We start from the raw sequence: 4411 nt of genomic DNA, 5'->3' as shown, positions 1-4411 counted from the left end.
TAAGGTTATGGTTATGGCTGGTGGGGTTTTTCAATGACATGTTTTGAACTCCTTTCCGGTTTAGACTGATAATGGCTGATCCTTGAATGTTTTTCCAGCTCTTAAAGCAACGATTGACTCGTATAGATTCAAGCCTGAGACTATGTTTTCTTTATCGCTCTTAAATGGCGTTTTAGACCAAATCAAGTGAGGGTTCAGGCTTTCTGTAACTGTTAAAGTTTCATGATCTAATTGAGGGATATATAAGACGTCTACAGGGCCTTCGGAGGCTTCAACAGCTTCGTCTACTTGTTGATACTGGGTCACTTTAAATCCTAGACGAGCGAGTTTCTTAGCTTCGTCCTTGTCTTCCGGTCCTCCGATAAAAGCAATAACTTTTTGTCTCAGGTCTCCGGAACGATCTAATGAGGAAGCCAGGATCTCTTCAGCAGCGTGCTTCGTTGCTTTGTATTGCTTAGAATAGCCAGTGGCATGATGGATCGCTGCATCCAGGTCTTTGATCAAATCTTCCACGGATTCAAGACCCACAGATAAACGCACTAGTTCTTCTGTTACGCCTGACTTTTGCAGATTTTCATCATTGAGCTGCTGGTGGGTCGTTGAAGCTGGATGAATGATTAAGGATTTTGCATCTCCTACATTCGCTAAATGAGACCAAAGGTTTGTGTTGTTAATTAATTGGCGTCCAGACTCACGTCCTCCTTTGATTCCAAACACGACAATTGCCCCAGCACCGTATTGGAAGTACTTCTTCGCAAGAGAATGCGTCGGGTGATCAGGTAAACCCGGGAATGTTACCCAGGAGACGCCCTCATGATCTTGAAGGTATTCAGCTATCTCTAAAGCTTGATCCGTGTGCTTTTTAATTCTTAAATGAAGTGTTTCTAAGCCTTGTAATAATAGAAAGGCATTATGAGGGCTTAAGCATGCTCCAATGTCACGTAATAGTTGAACTCTCAGCTTAATTGCATAGCCGAGTGGACCCACATCCACACCGAAACGAATTCCGTTATAACTTTCATCTGGTTCTGTAAAACCTGGGAACTTTTCATGGTTCCAGTCAAAACGTCCGCTATCGACAACAATACCTCCGATCGTCGTTCCATGACCGCCAATCCATTTAGTAGCTGAATGGACGACGATGTCCGCACCCCAGGCAATCGGTTTACAGACATAAGGTGTAGCAAACGTATTATCAATGATCAATGGAACATGATGGTCATGAGCAACATCAGCTACGGCTTCGATATCCAAGACATTGAGGCTTGGGTTGCCAATTGTTTCAGCGAAAATCGCTTTGGTATTCGGAGTGATGGCTTTAGCGAATTCTTCAGGGTCTGTTCCCTCTACAAAATGAACATTGATTCCATATTTCGGCAGGGTATGCACAAATAAATTGTAAGTGCCCCCGTATAAGTGTGTAGAAGTGACGATGTCATCACCAGACTGGGCAATATTCAAAATGGCAAGGGTGATTGCAGACATGCCTGAAGCGGTTGCTACAGCTGCTGCTCCGTCCTCGAGCAAAGCGATGCGCTGCTCAAGCACATCCACAGTCGGATTCATAATCCTGCTGTAGATGTTTCCAGGTTCAGCAAGAGAGAAGAGGTTTTGGGCATGATCTGTATCCTTGAATACATACGATGTGGTTTGATAAATGGGGACAGCGCGCGAGCCTGTAGTAGGATCAGGCTCCTGGCCACCATGAAGCAATAGTGTTTCTGGTCCAAATTGATGAAAAGGTAAAGTCATTAACATTTCCTCCTTGAATAATTGATTTCTAGGAGTTCCGTAGGTCTAAGATTAAGAAGAAACCAAAAAGCCCTCTTCTTTAATAAGAAGAGGGCGTAAGAATCAGGTCCTCCTCTTATCTGCCAGATCAAATGACCTGTAGGATTTAGCACCTTTTCAAGCGATACTTGAAGGTTGCCGGGCGTCATAGGGCCTAGTCCCTCTGCCACTCTCGATAAGAGTATTTGTTTGAATATTCAGCTTTTACTAACTTGTATGAAATTATAAAAGGAACCATGACCATTGTCAAATAATTTTACAATTTTAGACCGTGTTTAGCACCGATTGGTTATGGGAATTGACTACCAAGTCTTTATAGAAGGAGAGAATGAACCGATGAAGGAATATAGTGTAGTACCTAACAAAGATGTAACAGGATGGTTTGTAAAAATTGAGGATATTGCTCCTACAGACCTCTATGATGAAAGAAATACAGCGATTGAAAAAGCTGAACAGATTGCTCAAGAAAATAAACCGAGTAAGCTTCTTATTTTAGATCAAAACCATGAAGTAGAAGAAGAAAGAAAATATTAAGGACTAAAAACTCCCGGCAACGGGAGTTTTTTCTTCGTTTTGTTTTTGCATTGACTTACTGAAGAAACAGGATCAGTACTAGTTTTCATTTACTCGTGATAGGATGGAAGAAAAACGCGAAAAGGTGAATTTGATTATGGAAAAAAGGTTTGATGTTGTCATCGTAGGAGCAAGGGTCGGGGGTGCCAGCCTGGCCATTCGATTAGGAGAAATAGGCAAAAAGGTGTTGCTGCTGGATAAAGCCTCTTTTCCAAGTGACACTTTATCGACTCATCATATGTCCCATGTTGAATATTTAAAAAAACTGGGGGTCCTTGAAGAAGTTGAAACTTCAGGATTACGTAAAATCAACCGTATGCGCACTTATATTGGAAGCAGTTTTGTAGAAGGACCGCGGGCTTCTTATACGATCATTCCAAAACGCGATCATCTTGATCATATTCTCTTGAAAAGGACAAAAGATTTTCCCTCCGTTACCTTGAAGGAAAATCACGCCGTACGAGAGTTGATTTGGGAAGGGGATAAGGTTGTCGGAGTCATAGCAGAGGACTCAATCGGCTACAGGCATTCCATTTACTGTGATTTGGTTGTAGGGGCGGACGGAAAGCATTCCAATATTGCTCATTGGGTTCAAGCGGAAGAGTATAAAAGGCAGGATCCTCTGCGGCCTGTCCTGTATGGATATTATGAAGGAGTAAAACCTTTACAGGAGCCTACGACGGAGATTTTTTTAAATGATGGGCGTATCGGCTTTCTTTTTCCAATGGAGGAAGGCAGAGATTGCCTTGGTTTAGAAATCCATCCAGATGAATTCAAAGCGATGATGAAGTCACCCAAAGAAAGCTTTGAACAGTTGTACGCATCCTTATATGGAATGGAAGGTCGATTGCAAAAAGCAAAGCTGCAGGGAAGAATCATAGGAACGTCCGGAATGCCAAATTTTTTTAGGAAAGCTTATGGAAAAGGATGGGCGCTCATCGGAGATGCAGGACATAGTAAAGATCCTAGTACTGGGCTTGGAATCAACGATGCATTCATGCAGTCCTTTCTGCTGGCTGAAACACTTCAACTGGTTGATCAAGGGGAGAGTCCGTCTCAAGCACTGGAGGCTTTTCAAGAGGAGCGCGATCGGAGACTGATGCCAGGTTTCCACTTGACTCTGAATTATGTTCAATCTCTTAGAAAATGGACGAAGAATGAGCAAGCTCTTTTTCAAGCGATGGCATCCAACCCTATGGTATGGAATAAACTTGTCCCCAACTTATCTGAACAGTTGAAGCGTGAAGCGGCAGACATCCCTTTGCTGCATGAATCGGTTAAACTTGAAGCCGAATCTTTTGGATATATTCCAGATTATTGAAGAAGGAAAGCGGTTGGGTTTTATCGAATCTTCTATAGAGAGGTGAGAGAAAATGACTTGGTCAAAAGATAAAGCGTTTGAAAAATTGCAAGAAATTTATACAGACCGTGTAATGCAGGACGAGAAGCGACGTATCTTCCAGCAAGTGTATCGACATCTACATGAACATTTAGAAGACTTAGCGGTGACGAATGGATTAAAAGAAGAAGCGGAGAAACAGCTGAAATTTTTCAAAGAATACACCTTCATGCCTGGGGATAATCTATTTCAATCCATGCGTTATGTTTTTCTCCTTGCAAGAGGAGAGCGCGAAACCAGCCCTCAAGAGACTCTACAACACTTGAATCGAATTTATAAAGCTTTATTCCAGCCGTCCGGTCTTAAAAACCCCTATATTCCTGATTCCTTCTGGGAGACACCACTAGGGGTTGCTTGTTTAATAGCTGAAGAGGGCATCGAGGCTGTTTATCCAATCCTTGATGAAATTTTAGAAGCAGAACGAGCATACTAACTATAAAAGAAGAGAGGCCATAAACAGGCCTCTCTTTTGTTATTTGGATACTTTTAAAGATTTTATTTAACTAAAGTGCAGAATTCTGTAAGACTCGATTTCGAGATGTTTATGTAGTTTTAGGGTCGTTGGGGAAGGACTCGTCCAGCTGCATTGCCCAGACACTCGCGTCATAAGCAAATCATCAACGGAATGAAAAAGCACATTCCTTTTGA

Annotated in this window: 4 protein-coding genes and 1 riboswitch; of the genes, 3 read left to right on the top strand and 1 reads right to left on the bottom strand. The window is 42.2% G+C overall.

Annotated features, from left to right (window positions below; translation table 11 throughout):
• Positions 1–60: 60 nt before the first annotated feature.
• A complete protein-coding gene (locus LD39_RS16540; protein ID WP_035550016.1) occupies positions 61–1752 on the bottom strand; it encodes an O-acetylhomoserine aminocarboxypropyltransferase/cysteine synthase family protein in 1692 nt (563 codons plus the stop codon).
• Positions 1753–1864: 112 nt separating this feature from the next.
• A riboswitch (SAM riboswitch) is annotated at positions 1865–1973 on the bottom strand.
• A 154-nt stretch (positions 1974–2127) separates the two neighbouring features.
• On the opposite strand from LD39_RS16540, the gene LD39_RS16530 reads away from it, so the two are divergent.
• The 3 genes from LD39_RS16530 to LD39_RS16520 all read left to right on the top strand — a co-directional run bounded on the left by LD39_RS16530 (position 2128) and on the right by LD39_RS16520 (position 4196).
• Complete coding sequence (locus tag LD39_RS16530; protein WP_035550008.1) at positions 2128–2325, top strand: DUF2188 domain-containing protein; 198 nt, start codon at positions 2128–2130, stop codon at positions 2323–2325.
• 136 nt (positions 2326–2461) lie between these two features.
• Positions 2462–3685 carry an NAD(P)/FAD-dependent oxidoreductase gene (locus LD39_RS16525; RefSeq protein WP_035550005.1) on the top strand — a complete coding sequence of 408 codons (1224 nt, stop codon included), beginning with the start codon at positions 2462–2464 and terminating at the stop codon, positions 3683–3685.
• A gap of 52 nt (positions 3686–3737) precedes the next feature.
• On the top strand, positions 3738–4196 hold the full coding sequence (locus LD39_RS16520) for a hypothetical protein (protein ID WP_035550003.1): 459 nt from the start codon (positions 3738–3740) through the stop codon (positions 4194–4196).
• Positions 4197–4411 lie beyond the last annotated feature (215 nt).

The organism is Halobacillus sp. BBL2006, from assembly GCF_000786645.1.
Classification (GTDB): domain Bacteria; phylum Bacillota; class Bacilli; order Bacillales; family Halobacillaceae; genus Halobacillus.
The sequence above is the reverse complement of the archived record's forward strand: the minus strand, read 5'-3'. Positions and strand labels throughout refer to the sequence as shown.

Excerpts from the sequence above, each read along its gene's own strand:
- LD39_RS16540 (WP_035550016.1), bottom strand. The coding sequence starts at position 1,752 with ATGACTTTACCTTTTCATCAATTTGGACCAGAAACACTATTGCTTCAT.
- LD39_RS16530 (WP_035550008.1), top strand. The coding sequence starts at position 2,128 with ATGAAGGAATATAGTGTAGTACCTAACAAAGATGTAACAGGATGGTTT.
- LD39_RS16525 (WP_035550005.1), top strand. The coding sequence starts at position 2,462 with ATGGAAAAAAGGTTTGATGTTGTCATCGTAGGAGCAAGGGTCGGGGGT.
- LD39_RS16520 (WP_035550003.1), top strand. The coding sequence starts at position 3,738 with ATGACTTGGTCAAAAGATAAAGCGTTTGAAAAATTGCAAGAAATTTAT.